The 16,377-nt window shown below is 43.1% G+C and carries 11 protein-coding genes; 2 read left to right on the top strand and 9 right to left on the bottom strand.

All coding sequences use genetic code 11. From position 1 onward, the window contains the following. Window positions 1–30 precede the first annotated feature (30 nt). Window positions 31–300: a Rho termination factor N-terminal domain-containing protein gene (locus tag KO501_RS03075; protein WP_216028158.1), complete on the bottom strand. Its 270-nt coding sequence runs from the start codon at window positions 298–300 to the stop codon at window positions 31–33. 268 nt (window positions 301–568) lie between these two features. Between KO501_RS03075 and KO501_RS03080 the strand changes: the two genes are divergently transcribed. Beyond that, a complete protein-coding gene (locus KO501_RS03080) occupies window positions 569–1,114 on the top strand; it encodes a diguanylate cyclase (RefSeq protein WP_216028159.1) in 546 nt (181 codons plus the stop codon). Between the two features lie 105 nt (window positions 1,115–1,219). On the opposite strand, the gene KO501_RS03085 is transcribed toward KO501_RS03080, so the two are convergent. The 8 genes from KO501_RS03085 to KO501_RS03120 form a co-directional block, all read right to left on the bottom strand. Further along, window positions 1,220–1,561 carry a DUF3718 domain-containing protein gene (locus KO501_RS03085; protein ID WP_216028160.1) on the bottom strand — a complete coding sequence of 114 codons (342 nt, stop codon included), beginning with the start codon at window positions 1,559–1,561 and terminating at the stop codon, window positions 1,220–1,222. Between the two features lie 330 nt (window positions 1,562–1,891). After that, the gene (gene rmuC / locus KO501_RS18525; RefSeq protein ID WP_216028161.1) at window positions 1,892–3,508 is read right to left on the bottom strand and encodes a DNA recombination protein RmuC; all 1,617 of its coding nucleotides are present in this window, start codon (window positions 3,506–3,508) and stop codon (window positions 1,892–1,894) included. Between the two features lie 455 nt (window positions 3,509–3,963). Continuing rightward, a complete protein-coding gene (locus KO501_RS03095) occupies window positions 3,964–6,639 on the bottom strand; it encodes a TonB-dependent receptor (protein WP_216028162.1) in 2,676 nt (891 codons plus the stop codon). A gap of 68 nt (window positions 6,640–6,707) precedes the next feature. Continuing rightward, window positions 6,708–8,297, bottom strand: coding sequence for a hypothetical protein (locus tag KO501_RS03100; protein ID WP_216028163.1), 1,590 nt, complete (start codon window positions 8,295–8,297; stop codon window positions 6,708–6,710). Between the two features lie 295 nt (window positions 8,298–8,592). Continuing rightward, entirely contained in the window at window positions 8,593–9,180 is a 588-nt protein-coding gene (locus KO501_RS03105) for a response regulator transcription factor (protein WP_216028164.1), read from the bottom strand. A 2-nt stretch (window positions 9,181–9,182) separates the two neighbouring features. Next, window positions 9,183–10,526 carry an HlyD family type I secretion periplasmic adaptor subunit gene (locus KO501_RS03110; protein ID WP_216028165.1) on the bottom strand — a complete coding sequence of 448 codons (1,344 nt, stop codon included), beginning with the start codon at window positions 10,524–10,526 and terminating at the stop codon, window positions 9,183–9,185. A gap of 3 nt (window positions 10,527–10,529) precedes the next feature. Continuing rightward, window positions 10,530–12,695, bottom strand: a complete 2,166-nt coding sequence (locus tag KO501_RS03115) for a type I secretion system permease/ATPase (protein ID WP_252728070.1) — start codon at window positions 12,693–12,695, stop codon at window positions 10,530–10,532. A 26-nt stretch (window positions 12,696–12,721) separates the two neighbouring features. Further along, window positions 12,722–14,653, bottom strand: coding sequence for a TolC family outer membrane protein (locus KO501_RS03120; protein WP_216028166.1), 1,932 nt, complete (start codon window positions 14,651–14,653; stop codon window positions 12,722–12,724). A 250-nt stretch (window positions 14,654–14,903) separates the two neighbouring features. Between KO501_RS03120 and KO501_RS03125 the strand changes: the two genes are divergently transcribed. Next, a partial coding sequence (locus tag KO501_RS03125; RefSeq protein ID WP_216028167.1) for an Ig-like domain-containing protein occupies window positions 14,904–16,377 on the top strand: 1,474 nt, incomplete at its 3' end.

Genomic DNA, 16,377 nt, shown 5'->3' on the forward strand with positions numbered 1-16,377 from the left:
GCATATATGATAAATTTGCGCACTAACCTTTTAAAATCCATGATTTCGAAGGGCATCAATAAGTTCTGCTTTATTCATTTTCGAACGACCCGCTATGCCTATCTCTTTCGCCTTTTCATAAAGGGCATGTTTGGTTCTTTTTTCATATTTTTTTCCATGTCCGCCTTTTTCCGCTGGATGCTGACTAGGATCACTCTGGGCGTTTGCTATCCTCGCTGCCTTTTCTTTGCTGTATCCTTTTTCACGCAGTGTTTCATACATATTGTCATCTTTAATCTGATTACCATGATTTGTAGTCATGCCTTGGCTCCTTTAGTCATTAATTGCAAAGTAATGCTGCTATCTTACACAGCAGCAATGCTCAGGCCATTTCGTACAAGCCAGTAACTGCCGGGTTATTCGCCCCTAACAAGGGTCAGTCTTGATGAAATAATTACAAAAATACGTGTAATCCTGAGTGATTGACCTAGAGAATGACCCCTCCTCTTTTGTGTCTAAGAATATGCAGTAATCCATTTTCGGTGGCGTTGGTAGTAATAAGCACGACCCACAAAATGAAGGCTTTGCTATGCTCGACCCTACCCAGATTATTCTTATGTACTTTATTATGCCTGTGTGGCTGCTTGCGGGGTTTGCTGACTGGCTTTGTCATCGCAACAGTCACATCGCTACCACCTCAGGGTTAAAAGAATCGGCGATCCACATTTTGATGTTTGCAGAAGTAGGGATCCCCTTGTTGATGGTGCTTTTTTTTGAGGTTAACGCATTGGTGATCCTTGTTACTGCAACGCTGTTTATTGTCCACGAGCTGACGGCCCTCTGGGATGTTAGTTATGCCAGTGAAAAACGCTACGTTTCCCCCATAGAGCAGCACGTACATAGTTTTTTAGAAATGATCCCGCTTATGGCGCTGATATTGGTAATTGCCACTCATTGGAACTCGTTTTTATCTTTGTTCGGAATAGGAAATACACAGGCTTCGTTGGTACTGGAACTAAAAGATCCAGCGCTACCAACAAGTTATATCTTTACCGTACTGTTCGCGGTTTGTGTGGTGGCTATTTTGCCTTATGGGGAGGAGTTTTATCGGTGTTATAAGGCAGGTAAAAAATAGCTTCGCGGCGGGCGCTAACTCTCCCATACAATGAAACCCTCCATGACAGCACACTAATTAACATGTGAGCAAATCATGGCAGGGTTCGAGTAATTCAAAGTAGCGCTACAGATTAGTATTCATGCGTGCAATGTATTCATCACTGCGGTAACGGCCATTTGTAATATACGTCATAATACTTTTTGGGTTTTCGCTGTATTGTTCCACAAATGCTTCAATCGGCATTCCGTTACAACTTAGTTTTTCAAGAACGTATTCCTTGTCGACCCGTGCCGTTTCCATTGCACTTTTTAATTTGTATTTACTACCCTGAGCAGCTGACACACAAATGTTGGATGTCGCAGAGCCATCAGCCGCCACTAATTCAGCGTTAGTGTTAGCGTTAGCGAAACCAACCAAACCAAAAGTCACACCAATAACAGCCATAGACCGAGTCATTACGTTCATGATTATTTCCTTTATCAATTAATGAAGATGTTTAACGTTGCGTTCATCATTGATAAGGCAACCCTGATGCCAAGTTTAAATAATCAATTAAATCAGTCGCATAGAAAATCCTAACGCGTACCAGCGCAAACTGAAGGTAAAATTCGCCACCACCAATGGTGTAAATAACCAAATAATGGTCACATTGTTAACACACACTAGTTGGGCCACCATTTTTACCTCGTGGAGGCTAACCGTTAGATAACGATAATGGAAAAAAGCCGGTTCTCGCTTAGTTATTATCACAGCGCAAACTAACCGGTAAATGCCAACAGCGTCACCGCGCTTAAATCACGACTCTACATCTGACTCCATGGTGAGTGAATCCGCTATATCGGATTTTGCTAAGATCACCTCTGGAATGTCTTTTTTTACCCGTACTCCCAGTGCTTTAAACTGTTCCGCTTGGCGCACTAAATTACCACTGCCAGTTCTAAGGGTTTTCATGGCGTCATCATAAGAATCTCTGGCTGCATGTAACTGTCCTCCGAGTTTTTCCATCTTTTCTAGGAAACCTCGTAATTTGTCGTACACATGCCCTGCTCTTTCTGCCAGCTCTGCCGCTTTCTTATTTTGTTTTTCAATGGTCCAAATGCTTGCTACGGTCTTTAGGGTAGCCAGCAAAGTGGTGGGGGTAACAATCACAATGTGCTTAGCAAACGCCTCTTCGAACATGCCAAAGTCAGCCTGTAGTGCTACGTTAAATGCGGGCTCAATGGGCACAAACATAAAAACAAAATCGGGGGATTGTAAGCCAGTTAGCGAAGGATAATCTTTTTCGTTCAGCGTTCTTACATGTTGTTTCATTGCCCCAACATGCTGTTTTAACGATAATTCCTGCGCCTCTACTGTTTCCGCTTGGCAGTAATTTAAAAAGGCATTTAGCGACACTTTTGAATCGATGATCAAGTGTTTCCCTTCGGGTAACTTAACGATGAAATCTGGACGCTGGTTTTTCCCTTCTTCGGTTTTAAAATTCGCTTCACGCTCGTACTCTTGCCCCTTAACTAGGCCACTGGACTCTAAAATACGCTCTAGCTGTATTTCTCCCCAATTCCCTTGAAGCTTTTTTTCCCCTTTAAGCGCTTTGGTTAAATTATCAGCGTCATCGGTGATTTTTTGGTTTAACAGGCGCAACTGTTTTAGTTCTTCGCCCAGTTTACTGCGATGAACGAGTTCCTCTTTCTGGCTTGCTTCCACTTGACGTTTAAACTCGCCGATTTCAGATTTAAATGGCGACAGTATTTTTTCCAATGACTCCTGATGCTGAGAACGGAAATCTTTTCCTTTTTGTTCAAGTACGTCGCTGGCCAACGCTTTAAACTCCTGCAACATCAGTGCTTTGGTATCTTTAAGGTCACGGACAACCTGCTCATTATGTTCAGCCTGTTTTTCAAGCTGAGTACGTAGTTTAGACGCTTTTTGTTCTTGCTCTCGAAGCTCTGCAATTAGGGACTCGATACGTGACTCTTTTGTTTTAACCGATGCTTGTAGGTCAGTATTGGTTTCTAACTGCAGTTGCAGTGCTTTTTCTACACGAGCGAATTCGGTTAACGATACCTCTTGCTGTGCGATTTTAGCTTTCGCCACACTCAGCTCTTCCATGGCAGTAAATAGGTTTTTTTCCGTCGCTTCAAATTCCGCTTTCCGTGCTGCAATAACGATATTCGCTTGGGCTAAAGCGGCTTCACTTTGCTGCAACGAGACGATTTGTTGCTCATATTCCGTGTTTTTGACCTCACTGGCGGTTAGCGCACTCGCGACTGTGTTTAACTCTGCCTGTAATGACTGCATCGCCAGCGCATGGGCAGATTTCAAGGAAAATAGCTTTGCTATTGCGCCCATGCATACCAATGTTGCTACACACCCTATACCAATCAACACCATTATAATCAGGTTGGTATCCACAATTTACTCACTCCTTCAAGCCGTTCCATGTAGTGATTTCCACCGCACTTATTAAAACGACAATGTATTATTTCTTTGCATATTACTATATGTGGCCAATAACGACACTTAAACAACTGTAAAAATATACATGTCGCGTAACAATACATAACCCTGCCAGAATTAATGGTTTACGTGTCCTTTTGTGTTTCTATTAGCACAGAATGTATCGTCACAGACTACAGGTATGTAAAGAAATGACCATTTAGATATGGTTTGCTGCAACGTTATCGATTGCTTGAAATTGTGGTTGTATGGCAAGACAAATTGAATGCCGGCTATTTTATGGATTATTTTGGTATAGGTAACCAACAAGCATCAAAAGCTATTAATAGAGAAATGGCAGTGTAAGTAAAACAAAAACATCCGATGGTTTCATGCACACCGGATGTTTTAAGAGCTTACCTAGATACATGCTAGAACTCGTATTGATAAGACAACTTAAGGGTTGTTCCTATGGTACGACTTCGCACAATGATGTCATTTTGTGTGACTTCTTGATCTTCACCAAGTATGTTTCTTAGACGAACCTTAATGGTACTATTGAAATCAGGATAGTAAGAGTAAACGACATCTAATGAATGGAAGGGTTGCTCAAAAGCATCTTCACGGCCATTTATCCCTGATGCCAAAATACGCTCACCAAATACGTTGTAAACCACAGAGGCACTGTGCTCGCCATTGGCTGAATCATAGTTCAACTGCAAGTTAGCCACATACTGTGAATGCCCATTTAAGCGCTTAACGGTATTGGTCAAGTTTCCTGCATCAGCAGCTTCGATGGTAACCTCAGAATCACTTAACGTAATGTTTCCAGAGGTAAAGAAGCCACTTGCTAACCAACCTAAGTCATATAACCATTCTGCTTCTAAACCGTACAATTCGGCCGAAGTTCCGTTGGTAAAGCTTGCGGTGTACGATGAATCACCTACGCTCAATACGGTTTCAATTGGATTAGTGATGTCTTTGTAAAATAAGGACAGTGCTAGGTTATCCCCATTATCACCATACAATTCATAACGAATGTCATAGTTCTTTAATTGACTTGATTGAAGAGTAATACTTCCGGTGGTACGGATATCAGTCAGCGGATCGAAATAGCCTACGGGCACAACTTCACGTAAATCAGGGCGTACAACCGTTTCACCATAACCAAAACGAAGTTGATAATCTTCACCGCCAATGTAAGTCAAACTAAGAGAGGTGTAGATATCGTCATCGTTGATGGTTCTATCGACAATGTCTTGTGCGTTGTAGAAAGTTTCAAGATCATCCGCGTCGAAAATCAAACTGGAAGATTCTAGCGCAACCTGTTTAAACGATTCATACCTTAAACCACCACTGATACGCCACGTATTGTCGTAGAAAATATCAAAAGCGCCATAACCTGCTTCAATTTTCTGTGCCGCCGTATAGTCATCCGCTTCAGGTGCTTCTGGTTCATTGAAGGTGATCAGTAAGTTATTGTCATCAATAAAACTATCGGTCAGGTAAGAGGCGGCATTAAGTAAATCGTCTTCACCATTGATAACTTCAATAGAGGCGCCGTTATTGTTTACAAAGAAACTGGAGGTGGTGTAATACCGGGCTCGGTCCATAAAGTCCCAGCCCCCTTTCAGTTCTACCTCAAAACGACCCACGGTAAAGGGCAAAGTGACATTACCACCGTAGCTCTTCATGAAGTCATCCATTTGCACGAAGGTATATTCCGCTTGACCATTCCCGCCGTTGATATCCGAGCTTACGAAATTACCGTTGCCATCGTAATTATTGTTAAAGCTATAGGTGGCGTCTAAAGGGATATCCGTTTCTACTTGCGATTCGGTATACTGCCAGTCAACGCCTATCCCCCAGTAGTCGAGGAATGTATGCTGGCCACTGAACTGGTCTACATCAAGGTTACGCTTTTCAAAGGTAAACTGCTGTTCATACTCAGCCGTGTTATCTTGAGCAATGGTCACGTTTTGCGACGGGTTTTGCGAGACTAAAATTTCAGACTCGTCTTCGTTATCTTGAATATAAATTTTACTGTAGCTAATGCTATGGGTTTTCCAGCGGTAGCCCGCCGTAAACATGCCATTGTATCGCTCATTTTGGTTGGTCACTTCAGAATCGACCAAGCTATCAAAACAACTATTTATTACATCGCCAGCGTCATCTAACTGTTCAGAACAGTTGTCGATAAGATCTGCACTGATTACCGCATTACGACGGTCGGTATAAGTCCAACGGTTGTCATAAGCTACAGAAGCAAGAAAGCCGAATGTGCCACCGAAATAATCGTCATCAAAACTATTCCCAATGTAAGCCTGCGCTGAATAGTTAGGATCTAACGATTCGTTAGAAAGGCTGATGTTTCGCGGCAGGCTTTGTAACAGGCTATTATTAATGGCAGTGGCTTGCTCTGCCGATGTACCAAGTTCGTTAGTCACTAATGCATCACGTTCGATAATATTTCGCAGTGAGAAATCACCTTGGTAATGCACTATTGCATTGGATAATGCTTGGGGCTGACCGTCATCATTTCGGTTATAGGTATAGCCATCAGAATTATTGCTATCACCCTCAATGCCTAATTGAAACCCAGCAACAAATTGGCTGGGAATGGATTTGGTGCGGATATCTACATTACCACCACCAAATGCCGCTGGCATATCAGGTGAATACGCTTTTTGGACCGCCAAACTTTCAATGACGTTAGATGGGAAAATATCTAACGGAATAACGTTGCGGGTTAAATCTGGACTTGGGATACTCGCGCCATTTAAGCGAGCACTTGAATATCGTTCACCTAACCCACGCACGTAGATAAACTTGCCGTCGACCAAGGTTAAACCAGTCACTCGACGTAAAGCGGAAGCCGCATCGCTATCGCCGGTTCGGGAAATTTGCTCGGCACCGAGAATATCCGCAACGAATGCCTGATTTTTGCGCTCTTCAATAACAGCTGCAGCTGTACCTTGCAGACGTGTCCCTGTGGCAACAACTTCTTCAATTACCTCGTCTTCCTGAGCTTGCACTAGCATAGAACTAGAGAGCAAGCAGGTGCCGATGGCCATTGCAATTTTATTCGCTCTAAAAGGAGTCTTCATCTTTCATACCCACACACTAATGAATAAAAAGGCGCAACTGGGCGCCTATTTAATTCGATTCAAATTGGTTACTCGTCGTCTGCGTTGGCGAACGCATCGCTCACCCAGTTGTACCAATCTGAAGAAGTGTCTGTTGGTGAAACAGCACCGATAAAGTCTGTAGTCTCAAAGAAGTCCGCATCAATGGTTGTCATGTCTGTAGGAGTGATGGCCAATTCAGATGACGTAGAAAACCCATTGTCTGCTAGCACGGTATCAGAACCGTTTCCGACAACACTTGTACCATCTTCAGTAAACCAGCCTTCAATGGTAACCGATCCGCTATCTGTAGAAACGGTTTCGTTACCCGTGGCGGCCAACTGAGCACAGGCTGCATAAGAAGTCTTCATGGCTGTGGTATTAGTAACAATGTTATCAGCAGCATCACTGGAATAATTGATACACCAGGTTTGTGTCGCCGCTACTTTCTGAAGAATAGTGTTATACCAGGTGGCGGAAATTGCGTCGTCCAATTTAATACCAATTGAAGGATCGCTATCACGAACAGAGATGTCATCCGTGGTGATCACCGTCACATTCGCAATCTGAGGAGCGGAAGCGGGTGCTTCAGCAGAGGTATCACCTTTTTCACCGTCAGATTCAAACCCGCCGTTACCCATCGCAATCGTTTCACCACTAGAGTTCACAACCGTACCGTGTTTGATGAACAAGTACTGCGCATTTCCTTGCCAGCCTGCATCAATATCAATAGAGTCATCTTGGGTATCGGTAACAACAATGTGCTTCAGGTTCACCGCACCACCGAATAACTCGATGCCGTCATCGTAACCTGCATAAATATCGATATAATCAATATCAGTAGCAGAGCCAACGGCAAATAAACTTAAAGAGTTAAGGTCGTTACCGGTTTCCGCACCCGCTGGCAAACCGCCGGCATAGTGAATTTTTACAAACTTCAGCGTACCGCTGTCGTCGGTGTTATCAGAACCACCATAGTAAGTTACCGCACCTTCAGATTCTGCATTACAATTTTCGGCAGCTCGCTCTGCATCTGTACACTGGTCAGTAATACCAAACCCATCAATCATGATTCCGCCCCAATCTTGTGGAGAAGGACCTGCACCCACAGAGTCGAGGGCGTCAATTGTGTTTGCCGAGGTGAAAGTAATTGGCGCGTCGTAAGAACCTTCAGCTTCAATATTGGCACCACGGTTAATTTGAACTCGTGACGAGGAATTATCAAAAACGATGGTTGTTCCAGCTTCCACAGTCAATGTCGGGCCATCGACTTCAATGGAACATCCCTGTGATGTATCACAGCTCTCACCCATAACCAGTGAGCTTTTGAAATAGTGTACGACTTCATTGGAAAGTGTAATGTCTTCAGTGATGGCATTCGAAGCACTGGCAAAACTAGTATCATAGGTGCAGATATCGTTACTGCTATCATACGCTCCTTGTAACGTATCACCGTCGCTTTCATAAGATGCACACAGGTTAGTATCGTCATCTGAGGAATCTGAGGAACCTGTTGTGTTTGTCGTTGTTGTCGTGCTGTTATCAATAGTAGTTGGTGTGACATTAATATCACCGCCACAACCCGCTAGCGATAAAGCTAAAGCGATGGTAGATACGTTGAATAAACCTTTAAGTGTCATGTGCTTCTCCAATAGACTGTAGTCTGGAATCTTTATTTGAAAACGCGTGTAGGCTACCGCAGGCAAATGACACATTTGTTACAGCTTTTCACTGTCACAAAACTTTAATATAAAAATCGTGAACCATTTCGAAGGATCATAAGAAAGGCTAAAAAATACTGTTTTAGCTAGACTTTTTGAGGTATCAACAAATTTATTGATTTACTTGAATGTGGCAAAGGATGGCCGCCACTCGGCGCAATGAGGGAAAATGGACTCCTTTTAAAACCTTTTTTCACACAAAATAAGGTTTCAGTTATCTAAACTGCCCTAATTTCAAAAGCAGTTGTACTCTATCTTTCACCGCGAGCTTCTTAAATATCGACGCCATATGGTCTTTTACCGTTCTAACCGTAATAGAAAGATTATTAGCTATAGTAAGGTTTGAGGCCCCGGTAAGCACTTCGTTGACAACCTGCTTCTCTCTGTCTGACAAAGGCAACATGTGTTCCTCAACGCGGGAATATGCGGGATGTTGAGATAACAATGCGATTAACGAGCCTAACATCCCCCCAGGGATCCAAATTCCGCCTTGTTCTACCGCACTAATCAAATCAATAATTTCATTTAGTGGAATATTGTCTGCGCAATATCCTCGTGCGCCAGCTTGCATGGCAAGCTGTAACTCTTCTAACGTAAGATTTGCAGTCATCAGAATAACCACTTTTCCTGTAGCAACGCAGCGGTTGACCTGTTCCAGCCAGTGGTTTGAGCTCGTATGCACCCAGTAAAAAACGTCATCATGACTATCAGTGGATTCATCCATATCATGGTAAACATGTGCGCCCATGGCTAATAGAGAACAATGATCTAGCGCTTGATTTGCTATCAACTTGTGTTCCATGGCTATCGCTCCTGAAATGCTGAAGACGTTACCCTGAGCAACGGCTTCAAAATAAACTGTAAAACGGTTCGTTTGCCAGTAATGACATCGACTTGTACGGTCATTCCGGGAATGATATCTATGGTGGTGTCAGAAATGGCTTTAACCGTGTGAAGCCGAATAATATAGTAGGTGTTATCTTGTTCATCAGTGATTGTATCTGCACTAATATGCTCAACTTGTGCCTCCATTCCCCCAAATATTGCGTAATCGTAGGCACTGAATTTTAAAATGGCTTTTTGGCCAATTCGAATAAACGCAATGTCTTTCGGTGAAATTTTAGCTTCCACTATCAGTTGATCATCATAGGGAATAATCTCGGCTACTTGGCTACCGGGTGTCACCACGCCACCAATTGTATTCACCAGCAATCGCTGTACCGTCCCTTTCACCGGCGAGCGCAGTGCCGCTTGCTCAACCACATCGCTTAAACTAGCTTGCGACTCTTTTAACCCTGCCAGTTTCGCTAGGGATTCCGCCAGTTCCTGATTCCACTTACTTGTGAACCGCAAGCGACTTTCTTCTTTACTATTAATCTCTTCTTTTAATGCGGCCTTGGTGCTCGCTAACACGGCGAGTGTACGCTGTACAGAGCCAGATAATTCCACCACCTGTCTGTCGATACGTAGAATATCCATCTGAGAAACGGCACCAGAACTTAACAGCGGCTTGGTCACATCAAGTTCTTGTCGAGTCAGCAATAGCGCCTCTTTATATTGCGCAAGTTCCGCAGAAGTACCCGCGACTTCCTGTTTGCGCTGTGCGATGCGATTGTCAAAGCCACGCATAACTTCTCTTAATTCATTTTTACTTGATTCATATAGCCGTTTTTCGTTTTCTACAATGGTAAATGCGTCGCTGGCAAGTTGGTCAGGAAACGTCAAAGGCAAATCTTGCAGTAACGCGGTTAAACGCTGTACTTTTGCTGCAACCGCGTTGTATTGGGTACTGTTTTCCTGCAAATTTGACAAAAACCGGGTGGGATCAATTTTCAGTAATACGTCACCTTCCTCTACCACTTGCCCTTCTTTCACTAAGATTGACTGAACAATACCACCATCGAATGACTGTACAACCTGCAACTTGCTTGCAGGAATAACCTTTCCTTCCCCCCGCGCAACCTCATCGATAGGTGCAAAGTAAGCCCAAACGAGCAACATCAATAGGAAAAAAGCGGTGCAATATAACATCGCCTTTGCTTTTAACGGCTTCTGTTGAATGCGTGCCCACTCAGCCTCAAGCACCCAATCATGACCAGGCGGTGGTGCCATCCAATTTCTAAACAATCGTTGTAATTTGTTCGCCATAATCTACGCCCGCTGCTTAGTTGGTTCTTGCCGCGAAGCCAGTGAGGTTAACTTTGCTAATATCTCATCTCTGGCGCCATCAGCGATACAGCACCCTTTATCAACAACGATAATGCGATCAACTAGCGATAAGAGTGCTTGTCGATGAGTGACAAGGATCAGGGTTTTATGCGCTATTTTTCGCTTCATAAGTGCACAGACTTGCTTTTCTGTCGCCGAATCCATTGCTGCTGTTGGCTCATCGAGAAGATAAAGAGAAGGATTTCGTACCATGGCCCGTGCCAACGCTACGGCTTGTCGTCTGCCGCCCGACAAATATTGTCCGTTTTCACCTATTTGCATATTCAGTCCGTCAGGATGATTATTAACAAAGTCGGTCATTCCACAAGCGTCCAAGGTTTCCCAGATAACGGCTTCATCCACATCATCATCAAATGCGGTAATGTTCTCTTTTAGCGTGCCAGATAATAAATTAAACTGCTGAGGCATATAGCCGATGGCTTTACGTAGAGCCATCGGCTCATATTGCTCGATATCAATACCATCTAGGGTAATCAACCCGCTATCCACACTATACCCTTTCATCAACAGAGTATTGATACTGGTTTTACCTGAACCATTTTTACCCAATATGGCAACATGCTCGCCAGCTTTGATTGTTAATGAGAGCTGCTTCACCGCTGGAATTCGTTGTTCTGGATAGGTAAAGGATACATGTTTAAATTCTATTTCATTATTTAGCGGTTGATGCGCAGTCCATTTTTTTTCTGGGTTAATATCTTGTTCTCGTATCATCAAATCGTCTAGGTTTTCTAATGCCGTTTTCGCTTGATGATATTGAGCCAGTAAACTTGCAGCCATTGATAAGGGCCCCATGGCCCGACTTGATAACAAATAGGCAGCGATTAGCCCTCCTTGCGTAATTTGACCTTCAATAATTAAATACACGCCAATCAACATGATCACCACACCCACAGATTGCTGCACATATAACGCTAAATTGCTCACTGAAGTGGCCGCCAAACGTAGCTTTGCGTTGGTTTTTGCCAGGTAAATTGATTGCTTTTCCCATTCAAACTGCAGGTGATGTTGGACACCAGTGTATTTAACATCCTCAAACGCATTCATCGCTTCGGTAAGTAAACCGTGTTTCGTTGCGGTGATATCACTCATGGCGTTTGAAAGCCCTTCTAGGGTTTTCTGAACATATAATCCGTATAAAATAAGTAATGTGCCGCCAAGTACTATTGGAATAGCCAAATACATGTCAACAAAACAGATAATCGCTAAGAAAAGTAAGGCAAAAGGCAGGTCAACAACCGAGACTAATGTTACAGAGTTAAGAAACCCTTTAATGGCATCAAAAGATTGGACCCGATTAACGAAAGCACCAGATGATTTTGGGCGTTCTTTTAATTTAAACCCTAGCACTTGCTGAAGAATTGCTGACGATAACGTCACATCGATACGACTGGCGGCCAATTCCACGAAAAAATGACGAAGCATTCTAAGAAAAAAGTCGGCCATCAGCGCAAGCAACACCCCGATCACAAGCACCCAAAGGGTTTCAATCGCTGCATTTGGCACCACCCGGTCGTATACATTCATTACAAACAGGGGTAATGCGATGGATAAAAAACTAATAAATACTGACGCTAAAATTACGTCTTTATAAAGTGGTGAAACATCTTTTATGACGCCCCAAAACCAATTGGTTCTATCAATACGTGCGGAAATACTTTGTTTATGGTGTGTCCGATGGGCAGGTCGAACAAATATCACATATTGTGTAAAGTCCGATTCAAGTGTTGTTAACTCAATTTCTTCAACCGAATCACTGGAATCAGGAAACACCACCTCAGCCATATGGGTGGCGGCATTATAGGCATGCAGAACACAGGCTTTTTCATTTTTTAAAATCAAAATAGCCGGCAGCAAAGCGGGATTAATTTGATTTAATTCACGCTTGGTGGTTTTCGATGTTAATCCCAATCGGGTGGCCGCCCTCCCGAGTGCGGAAGGTGAAAGCGTTCCACTTTTCATAGGCAAACCTGCTAACACCGCATCCCGAGACATCGGTATTTTATGGTACTTACAAATCACGCCAAGGCAATCCATAAGTACACCGCCACTATGATGGCCAGTTTCATCCATAGGATGGTTGGACATAAAGTATGACCCTTATAGTAAAATGCTTAGCGTTCAAACATGTCAGCATGATCATCTAAATTAACAATAAGAGCTTCAATGCGCCGATTCATTGTATTTGCTGCAACGTCGGTTCCTTCTTGCAATGGATGTGCTTCTCCCATTCCTCGGCCTGTAATCCGGTGAGGAGATACCCCCATGTAATCCACTAACCAAGTAACAACGCTAAGTGCTCGTCGCGTAGACAGTTTTTTATTATATGCAGCACTTCCATCCAAGGAGGCGTGCCCTTCAATGATCACACCGGCTTCAGGGTTACGTTCAAGGGCCTCTATAATAGGTAAAAACAACGCTTCATAAGAGGGTTCAATAACCGATGAATTGGGAGCAAATGGCACACTAATGGTAATTTTTTGTAGTGCAGTCTGTTGTTGGTACGATCTTTTGGATAGTGTTGAAGTGCTTTGAGAGGATTCAGTTTGGTGACAGCCATCATCGCCCGTAACGTAACCAGTCGGCGTATTTGCACACTCATCCCAGAGGTCTGTGATACCGTCATTGTCAGAATCTCGGGTTAAGATATTTTGCTGGGAAGTAGCCGCATTAATGCTTAATGCAGGACAAACAAATTCCGGATCAAAATACCGAGGAGCAGGATCAATTTCAGCAATTTCTTGTTGTTGATCTTTAGCAAATTGGTACTTCACATTTAAAGTGCGAGTCAAATCCCCTTGTATGGAAAGTATAGAAAAATACGCTTTAAGTTCTGTAAAAACAGCTTCTCTATATGCTCTGCTAGCTTCATAAGCTTCATTTTCAGCATCAAGTAAATCAAGCAATGTTCTTTGCCCAATTTTAAATTGATCAAGATAAGCGGTACGAACTCGATGGGATGAAAGGCGATGCTCATTCAACGCGGGTAAACGGGTTTCAAGATTTTGTATTTCGTTGTAAGAGATTTGCAAACTCTGCCGTATATCGCGACATACAGTTTCACGGACATCTTTGGCTCTATCTACCTCGAATAATGCAGCACGGATCCGAGACCTATCGCTTCCGCCATTATAAAGGTTGTAAGTTAGTTGTAACCCTATACTCCCTTCTGTCAAGCGATTGTCTAAACCATCATCATCCCTATTTTGACTACCATAACTGGCTACTACATTGACCTTAGGATAATAATTACTTCGCGCTGCGGTGACCGAGTATTGTTGCGCATTAATGTCGAAATAGGCAGCCAAGAAGGTTGGGTTTCGCTCGTAAGCTTTGAAGATAATAGTTTTTAGCGGTTCTTCAACTATGCCTACAGGACGGAATACGTTAAGTGGCGCAAGACGTTCCGGCGGTATCATACCCACAAGTCGTAAAAATCTTGCAGAAACATCATGAAGATTAGCCTGGGCAGTCATCACATTTGATTCGGCTAAGGATAAACGCCCTTTGATTTGTTCAAGATCAGCACGCCGAGCTACACCAGCGTTAACACTTTCTTCTATCTGTTTATAGACACTAACATGAGTGCGCAAGTTTTCTTCCGCGATAGTAAGCAATTCACGAAACTGCTGTACATCTGTGTAAGTGGCCACAACTTCATATGCAGTATTTTCAATAGTTGCGAGTAATTCAAAATATCGTACTTTTCTCGCCTCATTAAAGCGTTGGATTTCGCTCGAGGTAAAAAAACCGTCGAACAATAATTGTGAAACCGTTATTTGCGCATCGTTAAACGCGTATCCACGGTCAGTGCCATAATTACGTTTGATATAATTGATACCAGCGGACACGTCAACCGATGGTCGCCAACCGGCTTCCACTTGTTTTTTATCTTCTCCAGCAATCATAAACTCGCGCCAACTGCGCTGCACATCAGGATTATTATCTATAGCGTGACTCAGGACATACTGGAGATCACTTGGCGCAGAATACGCATTTTTTGCAGCTACACCACCTACTAACACACACGTCAGTAAAGAAAACAATCGGAAACTTACTATTAAAGAAAAACTGCTCTTCCGAACCAAGATAGGCACTCCCAACATAAGGAATATTTAAATTTCATTTCAAGCCTAGACCCAGATCTTTAATTGCGCAAATAAACAGAAAGTAAAAAAAATCTATATTTTTATTTTTGTAAATCAGCCTTTTATTAGCAATATCGGACTTAAGTACGATAGCGAACTAATAATTATCGACTACGTTTATTAATAGTCGATTAAGTGGAGATTTATTGTGGCCTTACAATTAGCTGCGGTGTCAGGTGAGTTATTCTATCAAAATGAAAATGGTGAAATTGTGCAAGTTCAATCAGGGGATTCAATTCCTGATAATGCGCAGCTGTACGCGCAAAATGGGGCTGCTAACATTGTTACAACAGACGGCAAAGTAGCATCCATCCCTCCAGACAGTTCAACTATTTTGGCGTCGACATTACCGGAAGAAAGCGCTACCGAGGGCGGCGAATTTATAGTTTATGATGACAGTCTGGCCACGTTGGGCCAACAGTTGGAAAATGCAGATCTATTGCCCTCAATAGACACATTCACTCAAGACCCCGTTCCGCTTAGCGAGCGTTCTTCAGATGTTTTTGTGGAAACTTCGATAGATTTACAGCAAACCGATAATACGGTTCAAAATACCGGTTCCTCCTTTGTGCAAATTATTCGTGTTGTAGAAAATATTGGAGCACCGGAATTTGCCTATGAAACCACATCTCCAGTTAGGCCAACCACCGATTTTGCTAGCAATGCCATCGAAGCAGGTAGCGGTACAATTACGCTACAACCTCTAGGCGAATCAAACACTGCTACCCCAATCATTTCAGGGGAATCCGATCTCAGTAATGGCACACCTATTACTATAACAATCACCGATGACCAAGGGAACGAGGCGATTACGGTTATCTCAGTACAAGAGGATGGTTCTTTTTCAACTCAGATAGATCCACTTGAAGATGGTAGATTTAACCTAGTGGTTTCCGCCCCTGCACCAAATGGCGACGTAGTCGAAGTATCCGACACACTAATTATTGATACGACTTTCCCCACTATTTTAGTCAATGAACTTGGCGCGACAGACTCCGCCTTTCCTGAAATATCGGGTGAAACTGACCTTACAGCGGGAAGTGAAGTAACCATTGTAATAACCGATGCTGGCGGAAATGCGCAAACAATCATTATACCTGTTGCGGATGATGGCAGTTTCTCTGCATCCCCTTTATCGGAAATGGTTGAAGGAGATTATACAATAACCGTATCAGCAACGGATACGGCTGGAAACACCACCACCATTACGGCAACCGGTACCATTGACTTAACTCTGCCGACATTAACGGTAGATAATGTCACTACGACTGATGAAAGCACTCAAATAATTTCTGGGAATACAGATTTACCTTCAGGAGACATCGTTACCATAAGTTTAACCGATGCACTAGGTAACAATCAGACGATTACCACTCAAGTTCAAGATAACGGTACTTTTAGCACTGCAATACCTAGTAATCTGGCTCAGGGTGACTTTATCGCCGACATCTCGGTAACCGATGATGCGGGTAATATAAACGTCATATCCCAAACGGGCACCGTCACTAATGAAGCGTCAATTACTTTAACTAATGTAGGTGATCCCACGAATAATACGCCTACGATATCTGGCGATACCAATTTAACCACAGGTGAAACGGTATCCATCAGCGTGACTGATG

Source organism: Alteromonas sp. C1M14 (assembly GCF_018860965.1).
In the GTDB taxonomy this organism is placed as follows: domain Bacteria; phylum Pseudomonadota; class Gammaproteobacteria; order Enterobacterales; family Alteromonadaceae; genus Alteromonas.

Bases quoted from the DNA above. Each gene is read 5' to 3' on its own strand.
- KO501_RS03085 (WP_216028160.1), bottom strand. From the start codon at position 1,561: ATGAACGTAATGACTCGGTCTATGGCTGTTATTGGTGTGACTTTTGGT.
- KO501_RS03115 (WP_252728070.1), bottom strand. From the start codon at position 12,695: ATGTCCAACCATCCTATGGATGAAACTGGCCATCATAGTGGCGGTGTA.
- KO501_RS03105 (WP_216028164.1), bottom strand. From the start codon at position 9,180: ATGGAACACAAGTTGATAGCAAATCAAGCGCTAGATCATTGTTCTCTA.
- KO501_RS03095 (WP_216028162.1), bottom strand. From the start codon at position 6,639: ATGAAGACTCCTTTTAGAGCGAATAAAATTGCAATGGCCATCGGCACC.
- KO501_RS03110 (WP_216028165.1), bottom strand. From the start codon at position 10,526: ATGGCGAACAAATTACAACGATTGTTTAGAAATTGGATGGCACCACCG.
- KO501_RS03100 (WP_216028163.1), bottom strand. From the start codon at position 8,297: ATGACACTTAAAGGTTTATTCAACGTATCTACCATCGCTTTAGCTTTA.
- KO501_RS03075 (WP_216028158.1), bottom strand. From the start codon at position 300: ATGACTACAAATCATGGTAATCAGATTAAAGATGACAATATGTATGAA.
- KO501_RS03080 (WP_216028159.1), top strand. From the start codon at position 569: ATGCTCGACCCTACCCAGATTATTCTTATGTACTTTATTATGCCTGTG.